Origin of the sequence: Paenibacillus sp. UASWS1643 (assembly GCF_008693195.1) — a bacterium.
In the GTDB taxonomy this organism is placed as follows: Bacteria; Bacillota; Bacilli; order Paenibacillales; family Paenibacillaceae; genus Paenibacillus; species Paenibacillus amylolyticus_B.
In genome coordinates this window covers 86,057-108,530 of record NZ_VXKZ01000107.1, presented here as the reverse complement: position 1 = coordinate 108,530, position 22,474 = coordinate 86,057, and the positions used below count along the sequence as shown (strand labels likewise).

Sequence of the window (22,474 nt, the reverse complement as noted above, 5' to 3'; positions counted from 1 at the left end):
CTCCATTACTCAAATAGTTCTAATTTGATTTAAACAGTTGTTTGAATCAAACAATCGTTTAAATTTTATGTGAATATGTCCATATTGTCAACTCATTTTTGAAAAATTCAGAAAACGTAAGCTTTATTCATGAATACAATTGATCCATTTTCACAAAAGAGTATTATGCTATCCTTTCTACGTAGAAAAGAACATCTATACCAACGATTCAGGCTTACCTTCTGGCGACTCAACTGTATTTTTCTCAACAAAAAAACACGGTCCGCCGCAGCGAACCGCGTATTTATTCATCCTCACTTCATTGACAATGAGGCGTTGAATATATCTCCAAACAAAGGTCGGTCAGTCATTTCTCTTCAGCTTCATGCGTTGCAGACGTAGGGAATTCAGTACAACCGATACGGAGCTGAACGCCATCGCCGCCCCTGCCAGCCATGGAGCCAGGAAGCCAACTGCCGCAATGGGAATACCAATAACGTTGTATCCGAGTGCCCAGAATAAGTTTTGTTTGATGTTACCCATCGTGCGCCGGCTCATTTCAATCGCATCTGCAATGCTGTTCAGATCACCACGCATCAACGTAATATCTGCCGCTTCCATCGCTACATCCGTTCCTGTTCCGATGGCCATTCCAATATCAGCAGTAGCAAGTGCCGGAGCATCATTAATGCCATCACCTACCATCGCAACTTTCAGACCACTCTCCTGAAGTTTCTTCACTTCCGCAGCTTTACCCTCCGGCAGAACCTCAGCCAGAACTTTACCGATCCCTGCCTGTTCTGCTACAGCGCGAGCTGTTCGCTCATTATCTCCCGTGATCATGATGACATCAATCCCCATCGCCTGAAGACGCCCAATGGCTTCGCGAGAGGTATCCTTGATGGTGTCAGCCACAGCCACGATCCCTGCCCACTGACCATCCACCGCTACCAGCATCGCTGTACGCCCTTGTTCTTCCAAATGGTTCATCTGCTGAAGGGCTTCCTCAGAGACATTCACCTTTGCATCTGCAAGCAAACGACGCGTGCCGACCAGAATTTCCTGCCCTTTTGCTGAAGCTCGCACGCCGTATCCCGGTATGTTCTCGAACTTTTCTGTTGGGTCCAGCTCCAGGCCCTTTGCACGGATACCCGCAACAATCGCCTCTGCCAGCGGATGCTCGGAACTCTGTTCAGCCGCTCCCACTCGCTCAAGGAGATCGGATTCCGTCCAATTCGGAGCCGTGATAACATCGGTAAGGACCGGTTTACCTTGAGTCACTGTACCTGTTTTGTCGAGCACCACGGTCTGAATCTGTTGTGCGGACTCCAGATGTTCGCCGCCTTTGAACAGAATGCCGTACTCAGCAGCACGGCCTGATCCAGCCATGACTGAGGTCGGCGTTGCCAGCCCCAGTGCACATGGACAGGCAATGACGAGCACAGCAATGGCTTTTTCAAGGGAACCGGCGAAGTCACCCGGACTTGCAAACAGATACCAAATCAAGAATGTCAATGCAGCTATGCCGACGACAATTGGAACAAATATGCCTGAAATGACATCTGCTATCCGCTGGATCGGTGCTTTGGAGCCCTGAGCTTGTTCCACCACTTTGATGATCTGGGACAAAGCCGTGTCCGATCCAACTCGGGTCGCACGCAGTCGTAATACCCCGTTTTTGTTCAGCGTAGCACCTGTAACGGCATCTCCCGGTTTTTTATCCACGGGAAGGCTCTCTCCACTTAACATGGATTCATCTACAGAGGATTGCCCCTCCTCAACGATACCATCTACTGGTATGCTGTCACCCGGCTTCACCAGAATGAGTTCTCCTACCGCAACATATGCAGCAGGAACCATAACTTCCTGTCCATCCCGGATGACACGGGCTTCACGTGGAGCCAACTCAATCAGGCTTTTGATCGCCTGTGAAGAGCGACCTTTCGCCACAGCTTCGAACCATTTTCCAAGTAAAATTAACGTAATCAGAATTGCACTTGTCTCATAATAGAGTTCTACCGAAGGCATGGCGGCTGTACCCGTTCCCATCGCCCCATGATCCATCGTCGCAGAAGGTAAGTACCCACTGGATAATGTCAGATACAGACTGTAGAAAAACGCTGCGCTGGTACCCAGTGCGACAAGAACATCCATATTCGCGCTGCGGTTGCGAAGTGCTTTGTACGCTCCTATATAGAACTGCCACCCAATCACGAACTGTACCGGTGTTGCAAGCAGCAGTTGGAACCAAGGGTTCATGAACAGCTCGGGTACATAGATTCCGGATGTGAACGAGAAATGCCCAACCATTGCCCACAGCAAAGGAATCGATAATAAAGCCGATATCATCCATTTCCACTTTTTGCGTTGCAGCTCACGTTCACGAACCGATGTGGTCTCTTCTTGCGTAAGTTGCAGTTCAGCACCATAGCCCATTTGCTTGATCTTGGCGGTAATATCCGAAGGTTTCAAAGTGCCCGCGGCATATTCGATATGCCCTGTCTCCAGCGCCAGATTTACATTCGCCTGAGATACCCCGGGTAGTCGGGAAAGACCTTTTTCAATCCGCGCAGAACAGGCAGCACACGTCATACCGGTGATGTTCAGATCAACCGATTCTGATACTGTACTATAGCCAAGCGCCTCTACTTTATCCCGCAACGCATTCACGTTGGTTGTCTTCGGATCATAAGATACGGTTGCCTGTTCGATGGCAAGGTTCACATTGGCCTGATGCACACCTTCCATGCGGGACAATCCCTTCTCCACTCGCGTCGAACATGCAGCACAGGTCATTCCCGTGATGTGCAGTGTTGCCTTCAGCCCAGGTGTTTCTGCCATAGGTGGTATTGGGGTGGGTTCGGATGATCCATCCATTGGTTTATTCGTTGAGTTATCCATCATGTCAGCTCCTTTCATGTCGATTCAATTTTTGTATGTTGCATTCAACATACCCCTTAGGGGTATATATTTGACAGAAAATTAGGCTTAAACCTGACTCTTGGAAAAAGGTGCTTTGACCTCTTTTTCGCCCATGAGCATGTTCGGTTTAAGCCTGTGATCCCTTTAGACTACATCGTATCCCTGATCTTCAATGGCAGCTTTGATCTGATCCACGTTCACTGTCTGCTCATCATATTCCACCGCTACTGTTCCCGCTGCCAGATCAACCTTACCACTCGCACCGGTATTCTTCACAGCTTCTTCAACCGACTTCACACAGTGATTGCAGGACATTCCCGTAACGTTTAACGTAACATTAGACATTTGTAAATTCCTCCTTGGGGTATATTAAAATGATAAACTTAAATAGGTGAATTAATTCAGCTTACTTCATTAACTTCCGCATCGTAACCAGCAGTTCATCCACAACCTCATGTTCACCAGCCTGAATACGCTCAACGATACAGCTCTTCATATGGCCTTCAAGCAAAAGTTTGCCTACTGAATTAAGAGCAGACTGAGCCGCCGCAATCTGCGTCAGCACATCATCACAGTACGTATCCTTCTCGATCAACCCTTTGATCCCGCGAATCTGACCTTCCACACGGTTCAAACGAGAAACCAGGTTACTCTTCATCTCCTGCGAATGGTGACTCTTGCGCACATGCTTCCCATCACTGCCTTCGGCATGACAGGATACTGCTTCTTGAACTGTAGCCGAAGCTTCCGTTGAATCTGACATGGAGGATTGCAAAGGTTCCTCGGGATGGCTCTGATGATCCATCATGAACACCCCTTTTCTTTCGTTCTTTTCTAAGATTAACATACCCCACGGGGGTATTCAAGCATATTCTAATATTTTGTTAAAAATGAATGATTGCTTGCTCGAATTAAAAAGAGCAGTGCATCTTACAAGGTATATTCCATCCTGCTGCTGCGAACGACCAGACCCATCTGTTCATAGAAAGCCTGTGCGCCCGAGTTAAACGTCGACACGGATAATTCCACGCTGTCTGCCTGAAGCTCTCTTCCTAGCTCGATGAATGCCTGGATTAACTGTTTGCCCGTTCCTTGGCCCCGATGCTTGGTATCCACTACAAGTTCATGAATGTATAACATCTTGCGATCCACCATCAGTGGGTTATCCTGAATTACACTTAACTGCGCACTCCCGTATCCCAGAATCAAGCCCGTTTCTAAAGATTCGGCAACATACAGGTAACGCTTGTCCGTTTCCAGTAGTTCGGTGAATTCCTTCTCCTCCATCCTGGTCTCTAACACTCTGTATAGATCCGGCCGCGCCTCAACATGCATCTGGTGCAGCTCATCCATCAACATTGACACGCCAGAGTAGTCCCTCATTTCTGCATTTCGAATGCTAACAGTACCCTTCGTGCTCATCCCCATCACTCTTTCACTCATTTGAATTTTACATTATTATACAACCAAAAAGCAGATACCATAAGGGTACCTGCTTCGCTAAATTCATCCTCATTCCATCAAGCCCATATGATGCTCATGTTGATTATTTTTTCGAAGATGTATTTCCTTCATTAAAAGCAACAGGTGATGGCTTCGCTGCCCATTCGTCCGCCTGCGGCTCAATGTCCACTCCGCTCAAGATTTTCTTTTTCTCCATCAAGGAATCCCCGTCTTCATCCAGCTTGTTGCGAATTTCCGCTTCATCCTGAGGTTGATTGTTCTGTGTCATCGTAGAGTCCTCCCTTTTTTCGTATTCATGTTGATGTTCCTTTATATAACGTGCCCATTTTCTGCATTATCATTCTTCGCGAAGGACAGGCCGTCCACTTATTCCCCAGTTAAACATAATGACGTATAGATATGCGCCCTAATTACATGCGCATTCTCCATACGTCATTTTTCATGATATATCCTGTTCCCCGTTAATCGAAATCAACCTGTTTATCCAAAATGATTTCCTCTACTTTGTATTCCATCTCCGGTATTGAGGGAATCAAGGAGAATCGAACGTTTTCCAGAGAAGAAGGAAGGGCAGGAACCACTCGGAAACTAATTTGCGTCTCCCCACCTCCTCCACGACTGCCATGTCTCATGGTGATATGTCTCTGTTCGCTGAATATTTCCAGAGCCAAGTGTGGAACCATTTGTATACGCTCAGCTTCATTCCCTTTATATTGAATCTCCACATATACGAGGCTTTCGCCTTCATATTGCATCGAATGCGTGATCATATACTCACACGAATCTTTAATCATTTTCTTCATAATCGGCACCACACTCGTCAATTGAAGAGGTTCACTTGGAAAGAAGTGTCTTTGAGGCATCGGTTGCACGCTACGGAGAACATATCGGATATCTTCCTCCTTCATATCCAGTAAGCTCACCCATTCATCGATGGTATTTTGAGGGGGTTGGTATTGGACAGCTCCGGTTATGTCCTTTCTGGCTGCGACCAGTTTCAAAAGTTGCTCATCAATCCGCTGTACCTCATCGCTGTATTCATTAGGAATTTCACGTAATTCACTCCAGCCCATATATAATCACTCTCCTAATTTAATGACATACCATGCAAATACAATTCGCTACTGTAACTTTATCCCCTCTTCTTTTTCAGTTTATTTAAAAGGCTCCACTTAACCAGAAACGGAAAAATCAAAAAGTAAAGGACGCCCCCTGGGTCATATTTATGACCTTACGGGACGCCCCTTATATATTGTCCACCTCAAATGGACATCATCTACTGTTTTGATTGAAACAATAAACACAAACTGATCCTTGGCTTAACCAGCCTATGTCTGATCCTGACGAGCAAGCGCTACTAGTGCTTGCAGAGCGGCATTAATCTCGCGCTCCACCGCTTGTCCAACCGCATCCGTATGCGGATCATACTCAGCAGCGAGATCGCTGTCCGCGAACCCGTCAATCGCGACAATGGCTCCGGCACGAGCGCCACGCAAGGTGCTGACGATGTAGAGTGCCGCAATTTCCATCTCGGCTGCAAGTGCTCCAGCCTGCTTGTACTTGCGGTGTGGAATCTCTTCCACGCCTGCAAAGAACGCATCCAGCGTTACGGTAATCCCAACACCCACTTTACCTGCAAACGTTGCAGCATCCGTGCTTTCTTGCTCACGAGCAGCTTCAATCAATGCTTGCGTCACCCCAATGTCTGCTACCGCCGGGAAACCATCCGGCACCAGTTGGCGAGTCAACCCATCCGTACGAACAGCGGCTGTACTCACAATCACACTACCTGCCGGATAATCCGCTGTATACGATCCCGCTGTACCTACACGAATCAGGGTTGTTACACCCGCGCGAATCAATTCCTCGAAGCAGACAGCTGCTCCAGGTGAACCTACTCCATGGCTGACCACAGCCATCTGTACCCCTTTGTACAAACCAACAAACGTACGATACTCCCGACTAAACGCCAGTTCTCTCGCCTGCTCCAGCTTACGGGAAATCTTCTCCGCACGTGCCGGATCACCACAGACGATGGCGTATGCCGGCATGTCTTCCGAATGAATCTGCAAAATAGGCATCAACATATCAATCAAACTCCTTCTTCGTCCACTCGTCTTCCGGAATCGGCAGATCTTCACCCGAGAAGCGTTGTTCCTTGAACGGATCGGCAAAATGGTGGAAACCATTCACTTCCCAGAATCCGTTACGGTCTTCTGTCATAAATTCCAGCCCACGTATCCACTTCGCACTCTTCCAGAAATAGAGTTGAGGTACGACCATACGTAATGGAAAACCATGCTTGGGTGTTAGTGGCTCGCCGTTATATTTGAATGCAAGCAGTACGTCATCATGCATCAACTCTTCAAGCGGTACATTTGTCTCATAATCATGATCTGCATGGATCATGACGTATTTGGCTTCCGGTTTGACCCCCAGAAGTTTCACAAAATCGGAAAAACGTATACCTTCCCACGGCGTATCGAATTTCGACCAACGGGTAACACAGTGAATATCACTCACCGTGTTCACCTGAGGCATCGCTTGCAACTCAGCTAGGGAGAACACCTTCTCCTCTTCCACTTCGCCGAATACCTTCAAGTCCCAGGTGGACAGGTCATATTCCGGCACTTCACCTTCATGCAGAATTGGGAATTTTTCCGTCAGCATCTGTCCTGGCGGCAAGCGATCTCCATGATCATTGCCTGCTTTGGGTGCCGGGGCTTTTCCTTTTTTCAAACGTTCAGCCTTGTTATGCAAGTGGAATTCCTCCTTCTTCTTCTTCTGCCTCTAGCATGGGCATTCAGGAATTAACGCGAGCTTCCGCCCGCTTTCAGTGCATCCTGTGCATAGGTGCGGTCTTTGAAAAAGAACATCGCGACCAGCGTCACAATATACGGCAGCATCAACGTGAAATGGGTTGGCAGGGAGAATCCTTGAAGACGAATACTCAATGCTTCCATGAAGCCAAACAGCACACTGGAGCCCATCACGCCAAGCGGATTCGCTTGCCCCAGCATCGTTGCCACCAGCGCGATAAAGCCACGACCAGCAGTCATGCCTTCGGTAAACATCGTTACCTGACCGAGCGACAACTGTGCTCCAGCCAGAGCACACAACACACCGCACATCAGCACGGCACCATACTGGATACCGCGCACCTTGATCCCGATGCTCTGTGCTGCAATCGGGTTCTCACCGACGGAGCGCAGGCGGAAGCCGGATACACTTTTGAACAGATAGAATTGCAGCCCAATCACGAGCACAATACCGAGGTAGACCAAGGGACTATGTCCAGATAATACATCGCCCACCCACGGAATGTCTTTGATCAGCGGAATATCCCACTTGGGAAGTCCCACCATATCTTTGTCGTAGTATGCACCTTTTACATCAAAAATCGCACGCAGTGCAAAGGTCGTCACCCCCGCAGCCAGGAAGTTGAGCGAGATCCCGACCACGATGGCATTAGCCTTGAGATTAATACTTATAAAGGCAAAGAGCGCCGAGAACAACATCACAATTATAATGGAAAAGAGTACAGCCAGCAGCACATTGCCAAACAGATAATTACCGACAATGGCGGAGAATGCACCGATCAAAACCAGTCCTTCAAGACCCACGTTGAACAGACCGACACGGGAACATAAAGCCCCACCGAGCGCTGCAAGCAGGATTGGAGTCATAATCCGCAAGGTTGAGCCAAACATGGCTGCATCAAACAGTTGTTGCATTGGACTTTTTCTCCTTTCTCCGCTTCAGGAATGAATAACCGATCTGAGCTGATACAAATAACGTCAATACGGCCTGGATGACACTGCCAACTTCCAACGGTACATCCGTGTTCCGTTCCATCCCCATGGCACCTGTCTGTAGCGCAGCCAGCAAAATAGCTGCTACAGCTGTACCGAGTGGATGCGAGCGTGCAAGCAGCGTTGCCATAATACCGCTCCATGCATAACTTGCGGATGACAGCGAGCCATCAAGGAAACGGTACTGTGTACCAAGCACTTCCCCCGCACCCGCGAGTCCAGCAAGTCCACCACTGATGACCATGGACAGCATCATCATGCGAATGCGGCGAACACCACCGTAGGTTGCAAAGGACGGGTTGCTGCCGAGCATGCGGATCTCGTAACCCGTCACCGTTTTGTGAGTGAACCAGTAGATCAGAATAGCCGCGACAATGGCAATGATGAAGCCGGCATGTAGTCCCATACCCTGGAACAACTTCGGCAACCAGATACTCTGATCAATCATCGGAGTCTGTGCCATCGCTGCAGATCCTGTGCGGTCCTTGAATGGATAGGAGACCATGTAGCCCCCGAAATAAATGGCAATATAGTTAAGTAGTAGAGTTGTGATCAACAAGTTCATGCCGAAACGTGCATCCAGCCAGCCTGCAAACAGGGACCAGATTCCCCCGGCAACAATACCTGCCACAATCGCAGCAATACACACAAACCAGCCTGGGCCTGGCAGATAAAGCGCCGTGAGCGCCGCACTGAGCCCGCCAAGAATCATCTGGCCTTCGGCTCCCATATTGAAGAATCCGGCACGGAATGCCAATGCTACGCCAAGCCCCGCCAGGATGATTGGTGTGGAGCGAGCCAACGTATTGGTGAAGAAGTAGAAGTTGCCAAAGGCCCCTTTCCACATCTCCGCATACGTATCCACCACATTACCGCCAACGATCAGAATCGCTACAGCCCCTGCAATCAGACCGATGAATACGGCAAGCAGCGGCTGTACGAGTCCGCGAAGTGTTTCTTTTACCCGATTCATATCCGCTCTTTCCCTCCTGCCATTAACAAGCTGATCTGTTCCTCCGTTGCTTCCTCTGCTCTCAGTTCACCAGCAATTTCACCTTCATACATCACAATAATGCGATCCGATAATTGCAAAATCTCAGATAACTCCGATGAAATGAGCAGAATACCCGCACCCTCACTACGTTTGCGTAGCAATTCAGCATGAATCGTCTCCATCGCTCCGATATCCACACCACGGGTCGGTTCGGCTGCAATCAGAAACGGTGTATCCTGTGCAAATTCACGAGCGGCAATCAGCTTCTGCAAATTACCTCCGGACAGAAACTGCGCCTTGGTCTCCGCAGAACCCGTCTTGATGCTGAACTGTTTGATCCAGCTCTCTACCATCGTTCTTGCTGCTTTGGCTTTGATGATGCCACGTGACTGCAAGCGATGGTGATGTCCCATCAGCCCGTTCTCGCGAACGCTCGCATCTTTGGCTGCTCCCCACATGTAACGATCTTCCGGAATATGAGCAAGTCCATGCTCCCTTATGCGCCGTACCGGCCAGTTGGTTGTATCCTGCCCGGAGAGCACAACGCGACCACTATCCGCCTTACGCAGTCCGGCAATGACCTGAATCAGTTCCGACTGGCCGTTACCCGAAATGCCTGCTATACCAACAACCTCACCTTTTCGAACCTCCATGTGGATGTCCTTGAGCGCCGAACGATCCTTCGCTCCGGACAGATGAACCCCTTCCACCTGAAGCACCGCTTCAGCTGTTACCGATGGCTGCTTGTCCATACGCACAAGTTCACGACCAACCATCAGACGAGACAATTCCTCCACATGTGTATCCTTGGCTTCCAACGTACCTGTCACCTGACCATCCCGAAGCACCGTGATCCGGTCTGCTACATCCATGACTTCTTGCAGCTTGTGCGTGATTAGTACAAAAGTTTTGCCCAGCTTGGCGAGTGATTTCATGTTCGCCAGCAGTTCCTTCACTTCAAGCGGAGTCAGTACCGCCGAAGGTTCATCTAATATAATGATGTCTGCGCCCTGATGCAGCACCTTAAGAATTTCAACACGCTGCTGCATGCCAAGCGGGCACTCGGACACTTTTTTCCACGGGTCAACCGGCATGCCATATTGTTTGCCAAGCTCGTTCACTTGGGCTGCTGCTTTTTTGCGGTCAAATGCGCCTGCCTTAGCCGGTTCGCGTCCAATCACGATGTTCTCCGCCACCGTAAAGGATGGGAACAGCATGAAATGCTGGTGCACCATGCCGATGCCACTTGCCATCGCCTGGGACGGCGTGGCAAAGCTCACCTCATGTCCACGGACTTTGATTGTGCCTGACGTGGGCTGTTCCATACCGTACAGCATACGCATCAAGGTTGTTTTACCGGCCCCGTTCTCACCGACAAGGGCATGAATCTCTCCCTCACGCAAATTAAAACGGATGTCACGGTTAGCGGTGAAGCCGCCGTATTTCTTCGTAATCTGCTCCATCTCCAACAGCATATCTCGCGTTCGCTCCTCTCAGTTCAACTTAAAAGGTTACACTCGCCACTACGATGACAGAGCAACCTTCCGATCGCTGTTATCCCCAGATTTTCCGATTCCCTTTATATAAAGGGGAAAATCCGGAGATAAAGGCGAACGCTTTGCTTCTTCAGGTTATTTCTGTCCTCTTCGTTATCGTGTAAACGATAAGTTGAACATATACTGGTCATTTAATAGCAGCAAAACCGGCTGCCTGATCGGGCAGCCGGCTGATCCATTCCATCACTCATTTAAAAAGAACATTCAAAACTATTGTTGCAATGGATCTTTGACTACGATTTTGCCGGATACGATATCATCCTTGATTGCTTTAACCTTGTCGATCACTTCTTGTCCAACAAAAGCACTCAATGGAGATTCGCTGTCACGTGTAACGTACGTCAGGCCTACACCGTCTTCTTTCAAGCCATAGTTCACTGCACCTGCTTTGAAGTTGCCTTCTACAAAATCTTTCACGGTCTCATAGGCAACCGTATCGGTTGATTTCAATTGAGACAATACGATATGTTCCGGGTCTTCAACAGTACGGTCCGTATCCTGACCTGAAGTATAGAAGCCTTTTTCTTTCGCTGCTTCGAACACACCCAGATCACCTACAGCGGATGCGCCAGCAATGAAGTCAGCGCCTTTGCCGAATTGTACGAGTGCCAATTCTTTTGCTTTGGCCGGGTCATTAAATCCACCTACATAATTCACGAGGAATTCAGCATCCGGATTCACGGATTCCAATCCCGCTTTGAAACCTTCTGTATATTTCTTGATCAGTGGTACGTCCATTGCTGCGATCATGCCGACTTTGTCTGTTTTGGTGGACAATCCAGCAGCTGCACCGAGCAGGTATGCCCCTTCATATTCACGGAAACCAACGCTACGTACGTTAGGCAGATCCACGGTTGTATCTACAATTGCAAAGGACTTGTCCGGGTTTTCTGCAGCGACTTTCTTTAATGCATCCTCTGCCTGGAAAGTAGCTGTAATAATCAGATCATAATTCTCGGCAACCGCAGCACGCAGATTTTGTTCAAATGCTGCCGGGTCTGTCGATTCAATCGTCTTGGTGTCTACTTTGAATTCTTCGCCTGCTTTTTTGAAGCCTTCATCCATCTGTACAAAGAAAGGGTTAACCCCTATTTTTTCGGGAAGTACAAGGGCCATCCGAAGAGATTTCTCCGAATCACTGCCTTGGGCGGATTGTTCGTCTTTGGAAGCCGAATTCCCACAAGCTGCCAACAAAATAGCCAACATGATGATCGATAAGACGAACGATAAACCTCTTTTCATTTTGAAAATACCCCTTTTCAACATTCTTTTTTCTTATCCTAGCGGATACTGTCGATCCTTGTCAATAAATCTTTGAGCGTATACACTCAATTAGAATATATTTGATGATTTGCTTTCTACCAAGCTTTGGAAACCGTTCTGTATCAAGCTTTTTTTCGTTGACATCCAGCGCGTCTCCGTGCTAAAGTCAATCCAATTATTCTATTCTGATAGGATTTGTCAGGATTATAACCGAAAGCTACTTATTTTCCAACCCATTTTAAGGAGGCTATTCATTTGAAAAAAATCACCCAGATCACGTTGGCGGCCCTACTCGCCGCTCCGGTAACACTCGGCAGTCTAAGCCTGCCCTCTTCGGCTTCTGCAGCATCTGCAACTCCGGCTAAACCAACCACTTCACAAAGTGTCAAAGGACCGTTAGCTCAGGCTCCCGTCGCTTATACGGAAAGCGCAGTGGATTTTGCTCAATTCTTGCAAGCAAAATACAATATTCAATTGCCGCAACAGATTACCAAAGGTGATTTCATTCAAGCCATTGCAGCCATCACGGAAGCAACTCAAGCAAGTGACAGTGAAGCCAAAGCTCCTGTCTTTACCGATCTGGCCTCTGGTGATTCTTCTTATGATGCTGCCGTTTCCTTATTCAATAGTGGGGTTATTACAGGCACAGAAGTACGTGCCAAGGATCAACTAAACACTTATGCTGCCGTCTTCATCGCGGTGAAAGCATCCGGATTCAAGGAACTCGCTTATACATATCCCGCCGAGAAAACGGCCAAAGCACTTGCCAAAGTTGGCATTAACCCGAACCGTGTTCAAGGACAAGCCGCACAGGAACTGGCTGCGGCGATCGATACAGGCCTGATTCCCGAAAATCTGTACCCCGCTCTCCTAAAGGGTGGCGTGGCAAGTAAAGATTTCGCCAATACTTTGCTTGGACGCGTACTGGTCAGTCAAGGGAAATACAAACATGAGATTGGGCGTTCCGGCGATGCGGACATCTATTCCAAACTATATGCCGCATATCGCACAGCGGATCTGATTGAATCACCTGAGCTGAGAAAGATTGTGGATCAGGCCCTCCGAGATGATCTTGTCACAGGTTACAATCTGAAGGATAGCCGCTTTGATTCCAACTTTATCGATGAACTGACACTTACCTACGGCCATGATAATATTCAACATGCTGTACAGTTGGTCGGTTTGCTTCGTAGCGAAGGCATTGACGCCGATGTACAATTCCAGCCGAAGACATCTGCTTTCATTTATTTGAAGGAATGGGGCGAGCCGAAGGAAACACCAGACTATAAAGTGACACAGATCGAGAACGGTAACTATATTGCCTCTGCGAAGGAATATGATATTCAGTTCGAGTTCAACGATGTGGCAGACAAAGTTCGCTTCAATGACATTGTGCTGAAATATGCCAAAAAGAACAGTGACAGTACATCTCCATTGATTCTCAGCTCCTGGTGGCAACCGTTGTATTATTCACCAACCACATTGGCGAACTACCCTGTCATTTCCAATAATAAGATCGCGCTTGGCAATTACTATGCTCAGTCCTTCTCTCTGAAAGAGAATGCCAAAGCCATTCGTGAAGGTTTCCTGAAGCTGGCACCTGATGCGGACATTACGACGTATGACTTCTGGGTGGACCAGCCTTTCTTCAACTACCTGAACGGTGGATCTGAATAAAATAAATTCCGTCTCTAACCAAATTAAAGCTCGTATTTTGGCACCATAAGCAGCCGTCCTTTACCGAATTTCACAGGGGTTTCGACCCCTAGATTCGTAAAGGCGGTTTTTTGTTCAGCATTTTGCAAATTTCTTCTACAAAATCATTTTTCTCATGCAGGAATTACCAATATAAGGTCGAATCCTTTATGTACACAAACACGCAATCATATTGCATATCTCCGCACGAACAGGAGTTACTCCATGGTATATGACGGTATTCTACTAGGCTTGATCGTTGGATTTTTTCGGGGCGGGTTGCGGCATGGGCTCAATCAGTTTGCAGCACTCAAGCTGCGAAGCGGCTGGATTTTCCCTGTATTGTTGCTGATCCAGTTCTTTATTTTCTATCTGCAGGAACGATTCGAATGGGTGGCATCCATTAACGGATATCTCTTTGCTGCCGTCTACATCACAGGGCTCGCTTTCCTGTGGCTCAACAGACACCATACCGGTTTCATGCTCATCTGGGTTGGGGTATTTCTCAATTTTGCCGTGATGGCAGTAAACGGTGGGCGCATGCCTGTTTCTGTGGAAGCCTCCGCTGTACTGGGACCCTATTATGTAGAGATGCTCAGGGAAGGCGGCGCCGTATCAAAGCATTTTATGATGGATGCATCTACAAATCTGCCTTTTCTCGGTGATATCATCCCACTCTCCAGCCCTTATCCACGGACTCAGGTGATCAGTATCGGTGATGTGGTCATGAACGTTGGCATATTCCTTTTTATCCAATACATGATGGTGAATCGGGACAAAAAGGCTGTGCAACCTGCTAAAACTCATCAGGCTTGAGGAAAACAGGTAGACTCCAAGGAAGGGAGGTCTTCTCCATGAAAAAATTTGAAGGTGTGAAATATTCCCGCATTGTCATCAACGCAATCATCGTGGCTTCTGTCGTTGTAGCACTAACTTCGGGATACAAGCTGGGCGGCTAGTATCCATACCGCCAAACAAGACAAACAGGCTGCCAGCGGCCTGTTTTTTCTTTCTGGATTTTTGTCAGGCAAATTGGTATGTTAAACATCTATATAATATATCCCTATACAAGAATAACAATTATATACACATCAAGAGTAGACTAAACCCAAGCAGGAGATTTTTTATGAACTTTATTCGTAACCTTATCCATAAGGCAGATCGAAGCAGTCTGTATGTTATTTTGCTTAGTTGTACCGGGATCGGTGTTTTTCTGTACATGAACAAGTGGTCTTACCTTCATCTAACCACGACGGATTGGGTTATGGTCTACACCATGCTGGGTGCGGCGTTAATTCTGGATTATTTCACATTCCAGATTCCACCCAAAGGCAATCAGCAATCCATGGATTCATCGGTATACCTTGCCTGTATATTCATGTTTGGCGGAGCTTTCAGTTTATCTGTACTGCTTCCTGTTTCCATCATCCTGTTAATCAAAGAGCGCAAGCTAACCTGGTGGAAACATATTGTCAATTTCAGCATCTACAGTCTCATGATTACGGGAGCAGCTGCCGTGTTTGAGTGGACTGGCGGGCAATCGGGAACTCTGGACGGCTATAACCTGATTCCGTATTTTGCAGCGCTCGCAGCCTACTTCATCATCAACACGATTACACTTGGATTATTCTTCCATTTCTCAACAAAGGATGCATTACAGCAGATGAAGCGGGCATTCGTTACCGAATCCCTGCTGGTTTATTTATGTACGCTGATTCTGGCACTTGTATTGACGATTCTGGTTGTGCATAATGGCGTACTCGGTTTGTTGTTATATCTGAGTCTCAGTATTCTGCTCTCCCATGCATTCAAGCAGTTGTTTGTCATGTATCAGAGCATTGAGGAGAAAGCTAACACGGATCAACGCACAGGTCTGTTCAACCATAGTTATTTTGAAAGTATGTTGGAAAATGAACTGACGGCCGCTCGTACGCAGGGAACACCGCTCTGTCTGGGACTGATTGATATCGATGATTTCAAAAAGTATAACGATCGGTTTGGCCACTTACAAGGCGATAGTCTGCTGGCCCTGCTGGGGGATTTTCTAATGCGAAAGACAGAAGGTACGCCTGTTACCGCCTTTCGTTATGGAGGGGAAGAGTTCACACTGCTCATGCCAGGAATGGAATTGGACGAATCCTACAAGTTTATGAACAAGCTGCGTAAACAACTAAATGACACGCCGTTTGAAGGCGTTGAAGTGTTTCCGCACGGTTGTCTCTCCTTCTCGGGTGGCGTCGCACCCTATCAGGTGGATATGTATAACAAATCCCAGCTTGTGGATCAGGCGGATAAAGCACTGTATTATGCGAAGAAACAGGGCAAGAACAACGTGCACCGCCACGGCAGCAATGATGGCATGGAACACGAGATTGATCTGGTACAGGACGTTCGTGACATCGAGCAGCAGCTCAATCTGTTCAGATACAAGGATATGGATACGTTTAAACATTCCAAACGGGTCTACAAATATGCACTGGATATCAGTGAATTGCTCGCACTGGACAATGCGGAGAAACGCCGTTTCGTGCTGGGAGCACTGATTCATGACATCGGCAAACTGGAGATTCCTTGGTCCATTCTGAACAAAAAGGACAAGCTCACTGCAGAAGAATGGGAAACGATCAAAGGACATGTCACCTGGGGCAAAAAAATGGTGATCACGAACGATCGCTTCGCCGACCTGATTCCGTATATCGAACTTCACCACGAGCGCTATGATGGCAAAGGCTATCCTTACGGCCTGAAGGGTAACGAGATTCCCCAGCTCTGCCGGATGCTGACCGTGATTGACTCCTTTGATGCCATGACGACAGAGCGGCCGTATCAGGAGACCAAGAACGTGGAGGAAGCCATTCGGGAGCTGCGCGCATGTTCGGGTTCACAGTTTGATCCGGAGCTTGCCGAGTTATTCATTCGATATATTGAGAAAAGAACCGCTCAACAACAGTTGCTTTAAGATAAATGAAGCTTTCTATGTATGCTCTTAAAAAGTCAAAGCGCTATCCCCGGTCTGATCGGAGATAGCGCCATTTTCATTTTCATGGAATGAATCGTACACCAGACAGCTTCATTCTCGTGCAGATTCTACATTAAGATTTGGTATTCAGTTCATGTGAGGTCTGATGCAGCTCTTTGATCATCTGCTGCAAAAACATGTTGTCTTGGCGACTGATACCGTGCTGATTGTCTTGAACAAGCATCTGGTGAATGTTCTTTTTGAGCAATTCACTGCGACGTTCCAATACTTCTTGACTCATGTTGTTGCTTCACTCCTTAACATGTTTTGTAATGAATTCACGTTCTATATAAGTATAGAGGACCTTCTCCGATAGGGAAAACGGACTCAGCCTTCCTCAGCTGTTCACACCAACCCTCACCTAGCGTGACAACATTTCACCCCTTGTCATTCTTAGATATCCTTCTAAATACTCCCTGATCCTCCCCAGCTTTCTCCAAAGACACAGACTAGGGTCTTGGACAAGCTTGAGTTATAATGATCCCATCCCTGTATAAATAAATCACCTTATTAAGCTAATCCTAGATCAAAGGAGTTCTGCATTCATGTCCTATAAACAAATCAAATGGATGATTCTGCTAATCCCCACATTCACGGTTGGCATCTGGGAATATATTCGCCATCAGTTTCTGATGCCGTACCTTTCGATGGACGCCGGGAACTGGTTAACACCCGTCATTGTTTATCTCGTCAGCGTGACACTGCTCAGCCGATTGTTCCACATGCTCGAAGGTGCCAGGGCTGCTCTGGAGCAGGAACGCGCAGCCAAAGCAGCGCTGGAAGCTCGTGACCAATTGGCCCGGGAACTTCACGATGGCATATCTCAGTCTCTTTTCCTGCTGTCCGTGAAGACCGATAAAGCGGGCCGTAGTCTGGCAGGGAGCGGACATGAGCATGAAATCCAGGAGATTCAAAAAACCGTGCATGAAGTCAATACATATGTAAGGCAAGCGATTGCCCAGTTGCGTTATGTTCCATCCTCTACCGTATTAACAGAGATTATTTCACTGCATGCGCAGGTCGAAGTGCTCGTCAAGGAAACCGTACCTGGCGCACAGATTCACTGGGATCTTAACGGTGTAACCTTCTCTGCCAAGGAGCAAGTGGAACTGCTCGCCTGTATCCGGGAGGGTTTATTGAATGTACGCAAACATGCGCAGGCTACCCGCGTTCAGGTTCACGCGGAAGGTAACCCAATTGCCTGGTTCATTTATATTCAGGATAATGGGAATGGACTAAGCGGAGATCCTCTTCATCTGAAGGATCGGTACGGACTGCGAATTACGAAGGAGCGTGCTGCCGAGATGGGTTGGTCTTTTACCCTCGATTCAAGACCGGGGCATACACGAATGACGATAGGAAAGGAGCATGCTTAGTATGGAACATGTACGTGTATTGGTTGTTGATGATCATGCGCATGCGCGTGAAGCGATCTGTAGCATTTTATCCGAGGACAGCCTGTTTGAAGTGATCGGTACAGCTTCGAATGGACAAGAAGCGTTGGAGCTCACCGGACAATGGATGCCTGACCTGATCCTGATGGACGTGCAGATGCCGGAGATGGATGGGTTGGAAGCCACCCGTCAGATCAAGCTGCGATTCCCTTATGTTATTGTTGTTATGGTCACGGTATCGGATGATGTGACCTTTCTGTTCGAAGCACTAAAACAAGGTGCTCAAGGCTATTTGCTCAAAAATCTGACGCCTTCTACCTGGCTTGAATACCTGCGCGCCATCGTCAGCGACGATGCACCGCTCAGCAAGGAACTGGCCTACCGGATTTTGCAAGAATTTCCCGCACCACGCAGTGAAGATGTGCAAGATAACCCGCTAACGGCGCGGGAGCTTGAGATTCTTCAATGGGTATCCGCGGGATATACCAATCGGGAGATCGCCGATCAACTCGGTATTTCAGACCAGACGGTGAAGAATCATCTCAAAAACATTTTGCAGAAGCTCCAGCTGGAAAACAGGGTACAACTCACCCGCTATGCGCTAGAGAGTGGACTTGCGGGACGTAAGCTTCGCAAATAGCGCAGCTTCGTGGTGATATGTGAATGGTAGCACGAACGTATCGCATACCCATATGAGATTTGTAACATGAATGTGTATGGTGCTCTGCACCATACACATTCATGCTTTTGTCACAATTATGAAGACCAAATCGTTTTTTTATAGCCCAATGTAGTCATACGCAGTCATTTTGGACAAAGTTATAATGGGATAGATTGTGTTTAAAGGGCCAGGAATAACTACAAATCTATAACCTGAGGGTGATGATTTTTTTGATTTTGACAAGCTTTACCCTGAAATGGGGCAAACGGCACTGGGCATTGGTCATCAGCCTGTTGCTTGTGTGCTGCCTTGTTATGCCACAGTGGGCATCTGCCCATGCTTATATTGTTAAGGCTTCGCCAGGAGAGAATGAGATACTCGTTACCGCTCCGGAGCGGCTGACGCTGGAGTTCAACGAATCCTTGCAGACGGCCTTTTATGATATTAAAATTACCGGGCCTGACGGTACTCAGGCAGATGACGGAACCATACAGATCGATGCGGATCGCCCTCATATTCTGGAGACTGGCCTGCGGGCTGGACTCGGGAACGGGACTTATGCCGTCAACTGGAAAGCTGTGTCTGCCGATGGACACCCGATTCAAGGAGCATATGTTTTCCAAATCGGAGAACCGTCCGGTTCTCCTGCCGGACTAAGTGATCTTACATCTGGTTCCGGTTCAACAGGTGGGCCGCTGAAATGGATCGTATCCCTGACAGACTGGATTCAGTATCTCGGATTGTCTGTCATCCTGGGAACACTTGCATTCTTGCTGCTGCGAATTGCACCAACATCCATGACAAGAGAGCCTATGGATGTTCCGGGTAGCTACAGACTGTTATGGATCAGCTATGCTGCTGCTTCCTTTGCCGCTCTGGTCAGCCTGCCACTGAATACGTTGTATGAATCTGGTGTGGCTCTGAGCGAACTAAGCTGGGCACTGATCGGAAGTGCGCTCAAACTGACATCTTTTGGTCAGATCTGGATGTTACAGATGCTCATTGTCATGCTACTGGCCGTCACGATTCTCTCCGGATATGATCGTGATCGATCCATCCGTGCTCGCATCTGGTCTTCTTACGGGTCACTCGTGCTCGTGCTTGGATGGCTGTTCACTCACGCCATGACGGGACATCCGGCTGCGGCGGATCAACGTGCTCTCGCGATTGCCATGGACTTCGTGCACCTGATCGGTGCGGCTTTCTGGATTGGTGCATTGACTGCCATGGCGATATGTCTGCCTCCCCTCGCCGACAAGCTGCCTTCCAAAGTGCGAGGAGAAGTCTACTGGACTGCCATACGCAGGTTTACCGCTTGGGGGATCGGCGCCGTAGCCGCTCTGGTTGCTACAGGAATATACAGCAGTCTGATTATTCTTCCGGCACCTGTGCTGACCTCCTTGTTCACTACAGCCTATGGTCTTGTGCTGATTGGCAAGATCGTCCTGTTGATTGTGATGGTTATCTTGGCATGGCGTCATGCGCGACTCGCTAGAGCAGCAACGGGGAGCAGATTATCCGGCAGCCTGAAAGCCGAGCTTGCTACTGGTGCTGTGATTCTCGCCCTTGCTGCCGTACTAACACACCTGTCTCCAGGACAACCGGCTGCGGTCGGTCCTTATCAGGAGACAAAGACTACAGAAGACGGCTCAGCGATCACACTTCAGGTGAGTCCCAATGTAACGGGAGAGAACCAATTCGAAGTCGATGTGAAACGTGCAGATGGAAGTATCGTTAACGATCTGGAACAGATCACACTGTCACTCACACATCTGGACATGGATATGGGGATCTATGAGATTACCATTCCGAAAAATGACACCGGTGTGTACAAGGCTGAAGATTATATCTCCATGCCTGGCCGTTGGAATATCAAGGTACATCTTCTGACCAAAACGTTGGATGCACTGGATGCCGAATTTGAGATCGACACCGCCAAGCCATAGGTACACAACGTTGATATTGAAAAGTGACCCATTCTAAAATCAGTGTTTCTACGAACTGCAAATGTAGTGAAGGATACGAAATTCATTCTGGAGAAGCGAAGCACTCGCCTTTATTCCCGGATTTCAACTTATTACTATATAAATTGAACTATTATTTACACTGAAACGGAGAGGTCAGAAAAAACCTGAAAAAGCGAAGCGTTCGCCTTTATCACCAGATTTTCCCCTTTGAGAAAAGGGAATCAAAAAATCTGGGGATAACAGCGATTGGAAGGTAATTCTGTCATCGGAGTGCATGTGTAAACCATCTTTAGGTCAATTTATATATTTGAATCATTAAATTCCGGGAATAACGGCGATCGAAAGAACAATTCGTAACCGAAACGGCCTTTGCAGAACGTAGACAATCATTTAAGAAAATGGGCCGAATCATTTATGATAAGAACTGAGAGGGGTTATTTATTTTGAAGAAAACATCATGGATTTCCAAACTAACATCCACTATCGCAACAGGTACCGCAGCATTCATGTTATTCGCCGGATTCGCGAGCGCTCACGTTACCGTTAGCCCATCCGTTGCACAGACAAGCGCATGGCAGACGTACACGATTAAGATTCCATCCGAGAAAGAACTGCCTACAACCAAAATCACGATGAAAGTTCCGGAAGGTGTTGCATTCAAGCAATATCAACCACTGGCAGGATGGAAAATCACTACAGAGAAGAACGATTCCAATGAAGTAACATCAATTACTTGGGAGATTGACGGCGATAACGAGGGTATTCTGGCAGGACAATTCCAGCAGTTCAACTTCGTTGCACAGAACCCTAAGGCGGAAGCTGAAGTAGCTTGGGATGCCTTCCAATACTACAGTGATGGTAGCATCGTAGAATGGACAGGCCAACCAAGTGATGCCAACCCGCACAGTATCACAACGATTAGCGAAGATCCGGCTGCTGCTGGTAATGCTGCGGCAGGTGGGGGTCATGCCGACGATGGACATGATAGTGCAGGTACAGAAGCAGCCACTGGGGATAATGCAGCTACCGACGATAGCAAAGCAAACGATGACACCACGCTGGGCGATGCACTCAATGACACCGTTACAGGTGAGCCCAACAACACGGATACAGATCCGGGGACGCTGAAGCTTCAACAAGCAACATTGATCGTATCCATTCTGGCCCTGATCCTGTCCTTCTTGGGGATCGCTTTGGCTACACGTCGCAAAAAACGTTAAGAACTAATAACTTACAGATTTACGAAAACCTGAGAAAAATTCAGATCATAAAAAGCCTATGGCATACGGGTTCAAACCCGATAAGCCATAGGCTTTTTTTCTGGTATTCATACTTTTTACTCCGTGGTTTATACTCTCAATCATGCTATTTATACTCACAATTACATACAATCACGCGCATTTCTCCACGGTCATACTCATCTTAACGCTGGTCGCCATCCGCAATATGGCATCAGCCTTACCACTCTTTAGCGTTCCTGATCCGTCTGGATCATGATCTCAATGTATTGCAGCAAGCTTTTCTTCTGCTGTTCGATGGATTGAATACGTCTGGACAGGCCCGCAAAAAACTCTTCAATCTGCTGCCTTGTATGATCAGCAGACTGCCCCTTCCAATCGTTCAGGCGACTGTATAACGCCCTCGCTTCCTGTTCATCGGCTTGCAGACGGGCAAGCAGCTGTGTAAGTTCTTTTTCGGCAATTCGAAGATCATTCAATTCCACCAGCAATTGTCCACCCACTTGCGTT

At 47.8% G+C, this 22,474-nt stretch carries 21 protein-coding genes; 7 read left to right on the top strand and 14 right to left on the bottom strand.

Going from position 1 to position 22,474, the window contains the following annotated elements:
- Positions 1 to 342: 342 nt before the first annotated feature.
- The 12 genes from FE296_RS13880 to FE296_RS13825 all read right to left on the bottom strand — a co-directional run bounded on the left by FE296_RS13880 (position 343) and on the right by FE296_RS13825 (position 11,969).
- Positions 343 to 2,820, bottom strand: a complete 2,478-nt coding sequence (locus FE296_RS13880; RefSeq protein ID WP_150365399.1) for a heavy metal translocating P-type ATPase — start codon at positions 2,818 to 2,820, stop codon at positions 343 to 345.
- Between the two features lie 225 nt (positions 2,821 to 3,045).
- Complete coding sequence (locus tag FE296_RS13875; RefSeq protein ID WP_017691004.1) at positions 3,046 to 3,246, bottom strand: copper ion binding protein; 201 nt, start codon at positions 3,244 to 3,246, stop codon at positions 3,046 to 3,048.
- Between the two features lie 61 nt (positions 3,247 to 3,307).
- On the bottom strand, positions 3,308 to 3,664 hold the full coding sequence (locus FE296_RS13870) for a metal-sensitive transcriptional regulator (protein WP_074096703.1): 357 nt from the start codon (positions 3,662 to 3,664) through the stop codon (positions 3,308 to 3,310).
- A 167-nt stretch (positions 3,665 to 3,831) separates the two neighbouring features.
- Positions 3,832 to 4,323 (bottom strand): GNAT family N-acetyltransferase, encoded by a 492-nt coding sequence (locus FE296_RS13865; RefSeq protein ID WP_167483796.1) that lies wholly within the window; start codon positions 4,321 to 4,323, stop codon positions 3,832 to 3,834.
- A 124-nt stretch (positions 4,324 to 4,447) separates the two neighbouring features.
- A complete protein-coding gene (locus FE296_RS13860) occupies positions 4,448 to 4,633 on the bottom strand; it encodes a hypothetical protein (protein WP_036616704.1) in 186 nt (61 codons plus the stop codon).
- 193 nt (positions 4,634 to 4,826) lie between these two features.
- Positions 4,827 to 5,438, bottom strand: coding sequence for a hypothetical protein (locus FE296_RS13855; protein ID WP_124118000.1), 612 nt, complete (start codon positions 5,436 to 5,438; stop codon positions 4,827 to 4,829).
- Positions 5,439 to 5,693: 255 nt separating this feature from the next.
- Positions 5,694 to 6,452, bottom strand: coding sequence for a nucleoside phosphorylase (locus FE296_RS13850; protein WP_150365295.1), 759 nt, complete (start codon positions 6,450 to 6,452; stop codon positions 5,694 to 5,696).
- 1 nt (position 6,453) lies between these two features.
- Complete coding sequence (locus tag FE296_RS13845) at positions 6,454 to 7,125, bottom strand: sulfite oxidase-like oxidoreductase (protein ID WP_150365294.1); 672 nt, start codon at positions 7,123 to 7,125, stop codon at positions 6,454 to 6,456.
- A gap of 50 nt (positions 7,126 to 7,175) precedes the next feature.
- Positions 7,176 to 8,099 (bottom strand): ABC transporter permease, encoded by a 924-nt coding sequence (locus FE296_RS13840; protein ID WP_076332630.1) that lies wholly within the window; start codon positions 8,097 to 8,099, stop codon positions 7,176 to 7,178.
- Complete coding sequence (locus FE296_RS13835) at positions 8,083 to 9,150, bottom strand: ABC transporter permease (protein WP_017691012.1); 1,068 nt, start codon at positions 9,148 to 9,150, stop codon at positions 8,083 to 8,085. The genes FE296_RS13840 and FE296_RS13835 overlap by 17 nt, the downstream gene beginning before the upstream one ends.
- Positions 9,147 to 10,646, bottom strand: coding sequence for an ABC transporter ATP-binding protein (locus FE296_RS13830; protein ID WP_150365293.1), 1,500 nt, complete (start codon positions 10,644 to 10,646; stop codon positions 9,147 to 9,149). Before FE296_RS13830 ends, FE296_RS13835 begins: the two co-directional genes overlap by 4 nt.
- Before the next feature lie 291 nt (positions 10,647 to 10,937).
- Positions 10,938 to 11,969 (bottom strand): BMP family lipoprotein, encoded by a 1,032-nt coding sequence (locus FE296_RS13825; protein WP_150365291.1) that lies wholly within the window; start codon positions 11,967 to 11,969, stop codon positions 10,938 to 10,940.
- A gap of 276 nt (positions 11,970 to 12,245) precedes the next feature.
- Here FE296_RS13825 and FE296_RS13820 point away from each other — a divergent pair, with 276 nt between their 5' ends.
- The 3 genes from FE296_RS13820 (at position 12,246) to FE296_RS13810 (ending at position 16,644) form a co-directional block, all read left to right on the top strand.
- Positions 12,246 to 13,667 (top strand): hypothetical protein, encoded by a 1,422-nt coding sequence (locus FE296_RS13820; RefSeq protein ID WP_150365289.1) that lies wholly within the window; start codon positions 12,246 to 12,248, stop codon positions 13,665 to 13,667.
- Positions 13,668 to 13,910: 243 nt separating this feature from the next.
- Positions 13,911 to 14,501, top strand: coding sequence for a DUF5317 domain-containing protein (locus FE296_RS13815; RefSeq protein ID WP_124118011.1), 591 nt, complete (start codon positions 13,911 to 13,913; stop codon positions 14,499 to 14,501).
- 310 nt (positions 14,502 to 14,811) lie between these two features.
- Complete coding sequence (locus tag FE296_RS13810) at positions 14,812 to 16,644, top strand: bifunctional diguanylate cyclase/phosphohydrolase (protein ID WP_124118013.1); 1,833 nt, start codon at positions 14,812 to 14,814, stop codon at positions 16,642 to 16,644.
- 133 nt (positions 16,645 to 16,777) lie between these two features.
- Here FE296_RS13810 and FE296_RS32740 read toward each other — a convergent pair whose 3' ends face one another.
- Positions 16,778 to 16,945 (bottom strand): hypothetical protein, encoded by a 168-nt coding sequence (locus tag FE296_RS32740; protein WP_017691019.1) that lies wholly within the window; start codon positions 16,943 to 16,945, stop codon positions 16,778 to 16,780.
- A 304-nt stretch (positions 16,946 to 17,249) separates the two neighbouring features.
- On the opposite strand from FE296_RS32740, the gene FE296_RS13805 reads away from it, so the two are divergent.
- The 4 genes from FE296_RS13805 (at position 17,250) to FE296_RS13790 (ending at position 21,946) form a co-directional block, all read left to right on the top strand.
- Positions 17,250 to 18,080 carry a sensor histidine kinase gene (locus FE296_RS13805; protein WP_150365288.1) on the top strand — a complete coding sequence of 277 codons (831 nt, stop codon included), beginning with the start codon at positions 17,250 to 17,252 and terminating at the stop codon, positions 18,078 to 18,080.
- 1 nt (position 18,081) lies between these two features.
- The gene (locus FE296_RS13800; RefSeq protein ID WP_150365287.1) at positions 18,082 to 18,738 is read left to right on the top strand and encodes a response regulator; all 657 of its coding nucleotides are present in this window, start codon (positions 18,082 to 18,084) and stop codon (positions 18,736 to 18,738) included.
- A 257-nt stretch (positions 18,739 to 18,995) separates the two neighbouring features.
- Positions 18,996 to 20,705: a copper resistance CopC/CopD family protein gene (locus FE296_RS13795; protein ID WP_190945218.1), complete on the top strand. Its 1,710-nt coding sequence runs from the start codon at positions 18,996 to 18,998 to the stop codon at positions 20,703 to 20,705.
- Between the two features lie 464 nt (positions 20,706 to 21,169).
- The gene (locus FE296_RS13790) at positions 21,170 to 21,946 is read left to right on the top strand and encodes a YcnI family copper-binding membrane protein (protein WP_223868877.1); all 777 of its coding nucleotides are present in this window, start codon (positions 21,170 to 21,172) and stop codon (positions 21,944 to 21,946) included.
- 248 nt (positions 21,947 to 22,194) lie between these two features.
- Here FE296_RS13790 and FE296_RS13785 read toward each other — a convergent pair whose 3' ends face one another.
- On the bottom strand, positions 22,195 to 22,467 hold the full coding sequence (locus FE296_RS13785; RefSeq protein WP_017691024.1) for a hypothetical protein: 273 nt from the start codon (positions 22,465 to 22,467) through the stop codon (positions 22,195 to 22,197).
- Positions 22,468 to 22,474 lie beyond the last annotated feature (7 nt).

What these genes read in the sequence shown, in the direction of transcription:
- FE296_RS13880 (WP_150365399.1), bottom strand. Translation starts at nt 2,820, where the DNA reads ATGGCAGAAACACCTGGGCTGAAGGCAACACTGCACATCACGGGAATG.
- FE296_RS13875 (WP_017691004.1), bottom strand. Translation starts at nt 3,246, where the DNA reads ATGTCTAATGTTACGTTAAACGTTACGGGAATGTCCTGCAATCACTGT.
- FE296_RS13870 (WP_074096703.1), bottom strand. Translation starts at nt 3,664, where the DNA reads ATGTCAGATTCAACGGAAGCTTCGGCTACAGTTCAAGAAGCAGTATCC.
- FE296_RS13865 (WP_167483796.1), bottom strand. Translation starts at nt 4,323, where the DNA reads ATGAGCACGAAGGGTACTGTTAGCATTCGAAATGCAGAAATGAGGGAC.
- FE296_RS13860 (WP_036616704.1), bottom strand. Translation starts at nt 4,633, where the DNA reads ATGACACAGAACAATCAACCTCAGGATGAAGCGGAAATTCGCAACAAG.
- FE296_RS13855 (WP_124118000.1), bottom strand. Translation starts at nt 5,438, where the DNA reads ATGGGCTGGAGTGAATTACGTGAAATTCCTAATGAATACAGCGATGAG.
- FE296_RS13850 (WP_150365295.1), bottom strand. Translation starts at nt 6,452, where the DNA reads ATGTTGATGCCTATTTTGCAGATTCATTCGGAAGACATGCCGGCATAC.
- FE296_RS13840 (WP_076332630.1), bottom strand. Translation starts at nt 8,099, where the DNA reads ATGCAACAACTGTTTGATGCAGCCATGTTTGGCTCAACCTTGCGGATT.
- FE296_RS13835 (WP_017691012.1), bottom strand. Translation starts at nt 9,150, where the DNA reads ATGAATCGGGTAAAAGAAACACTTCGCGGACTCGTACAGCCGCTGCTT.
- FE296_RS13830 (WP_150365293.1), bottom strand. Translation starts at nt 10,646, where the DNA reads ATGCTGTTGGAGATGGAGCAGATTACGAAGAAATACGGCGGCTTCACC.
- FE296_RS13825 (WP_150365291.1), bottom strand. Translation starts at nt 11,969, where the DNA reads ATGAAAAGAGGTTTATCGTTCGTCTTATCGATCATCATGTTGGCTATT.
- FE296_RS13815 (WP_124118011.1), top strand. Translation starts at nt 13,911, where the DNA reads ATGGTATATGACGGTATTCTACTAGGCTTGATCGTTGGATTTTTTCGG.
- FE296_RS13810 (WP_124118013.1), top strand. Translation starts at nt 14,812, where the DNA reads ATGAACTTTATTCGTAACCTTATCCATAAGGCAGATCGAAGCAGTCTG.
- FE296_RS32740 (WP_017691019.1), bottom strand. Translation starts at nt 16,945, where the DNA reads ATGAGTCAAGAAGTATTGGAACGTCGCAGTGAATTGCTCAAAAAGAAC.
- FE296_RS13805 (WP_150365288.1), top strand. Translation starts at nt 17,250, where the DNA reads ATGTCCTATAAACAAATCAAATGGATGATTCTGCTAATCCCCACATTC.
- FE296_RS13800 (WP_150365287.1), top strand. Translation starts at nt 18,082, where the DNA reads ATGGAACATGTACGTGTATTGGTTGTTGATGATCATGCGCATGCGCGT.